Origin of the sequence: Bradyrhizobium sp. Mp27 (genome assembly GCF_029953005.1) — a bacterium.
Lineage (GTDB): Bacteria > Pseudomonadota > Alphaproteobacteria > Rhizobiales > Xanthobacteraceae > Bradyrhizobium > Bradyrhizobium barranii.
In genome coordinates, this window is the sequence record NZ_JASAUS010000685.1 from 1 (window position 1) to 368 (window position 368).

The 368-nt window shown below is 66.8% G+C and carries 1 protein-coding gene; it reads left to right on the forward strand.

All coding sequences use genetic code 11. The features are described from left to right. Positions 1–368 (forward strand): TCP-1/cpn60 chaperonin family protein (locus QJT78_RS52315; protein ID WP_281460965.1); only part of this gene is annotated, 368 nt, incomplete at both ends.

Consider the following 368-nt stretch of genomic DNA (forward strand, 5'->3'; position numbering starts at 1 on the left):
CCGGCGGCCAGGCGATCTCGGAAGATCTCGGCATCAAGCTCGAGAACGTCACGCTCAACATGCTCGGTCGCGCCAAGAAGGTGATGATCGACAAGGAGAACACCACGATCGTCAACGGCGCCGGCAAGAAGGCCGACATCGAGGCGCGCGTGGCCCAGATCAAGGCGCAGATCGAGGAGACCACCTCGGACTACGACCGTGAGAAGCTCCAGGAGCGTCTCGCCAAGCTCGCTGGCGGCGTCGCGGTGATCCGCGTCGGCGGCGCGACCGAGGTCGAGGTGAAGGAGCGCAAGGATCGCGTTGATGACGCGATGCATGCGACCCGCGCGGCGGTCGAGGAAGGCATCGTCCCGGGCGGCGGCGTCGCC